1 protein-coding gene is annotated in these 1052 nt (G+C 31.6%); it reads right to left on the reverse strand.

Features of this window, described 5'->3' with window-relative positions; genetic code table 11:
- Positions 1–167: 167 nt before the first annotated feature.
- Positions 168–1052, reverse strand: an 885-nt coding sequence (locus LJD34_RS15970) for a transposase (RefSeq protein WP_227360362.1), incomplete at its 5' end; no start/stop codon positions are given.

Consider the following 1052-nt stretch of genomic DNA (forward strand, 5'->3'; position numbering starts at 1 on the left):
AGCTAACTATATAAAATTCAAGTGATTTTATGAAAAAGTTTGAAAATATTTAAAAATTTGAATTTTCAGTTAGAAATGTTAGAGAACATTGAAAAGTGAATAGTGATTTGTAATTTTGGACATGCTGAAAAAGACCTCGAAAGGCCATTTTTTAAAATTTTCAAGTGTTATCTTAACAGTTGAGGATCAAACTGTTGATTCGTTTTTAAAAGATGATATATGATTCTAAGCAGCTTTCTTACACAGTGTCCTTGAGCACAACGATGACCTTTGCCTTGAGAAATCTTTAACTGATAATACTTATAGAACACTTGATTGTGTCTTATTACAGGAAGTATTATCTGATATAAGGTCTTCCTTAAATATTTGGATCCTTTCTTGGTAATAGATGTATGTTGTGCATTGAACTGACTTGATTCATAGTGTAAAGGAGCAACTCCTGCAAATTTAATGATTTGAGAAGGCTTAGAATAGTTGCTTATATCTCCTAATTCCGCTAGAATAGAAGTACCAGAGAAGTGAGATATTCCTGGTATGGATAGGATAGGAGAGTTATTTTGGATGGAGAACTCTTCTATTTTTTTATCTATTTCAGTTAACTGTTCTTCAATAAGTTCTATTTGAGCGGTTAAATGTTTTATTTGAATAACTTCTGCTGATGAAGAAATACCAATAGAAGATCTGGCACATTCTTTAAGTCTTTCAGGAGTTAAAGAAATACGATTGCCTCTACCTTCGATTTCAAAGCATTTACGGATGGTTCTGATATCCGTATTGGCGACATTTTCAGCACTGCCAAACGTTTTAAGAATATTCATATAAACAGTACCATATTTAGAATTGAACAGTTTATTGAATTCAGGGAATACGATATCGATACATTTTTGAAGACGATTCTTATAGACGTTTTCTTCTTCTTTCAAGTTGTGATGATGTCTAGTCAACTGTTTTTGTTCATAGAGATCAAAGCTGTTGACTTTAGAGATACGATATTGTTTTTTACGTTCAGGAGTATCAAGAACATCACAGATATTGATTGTATCAAGTTTATC

Origin of the sequence: Faecalibacillus sp. MSK20_93, assembly GCF_020589945.1 — a bacterium.
In the GTDB taxonomy this organism is placed as follows: Bacteria; Bacillota_I; Bacilli_A; order Erysipelotrichales; family Coprobacillaceae; genus Faecalibacillus; species Faecalibacillus intestinalis.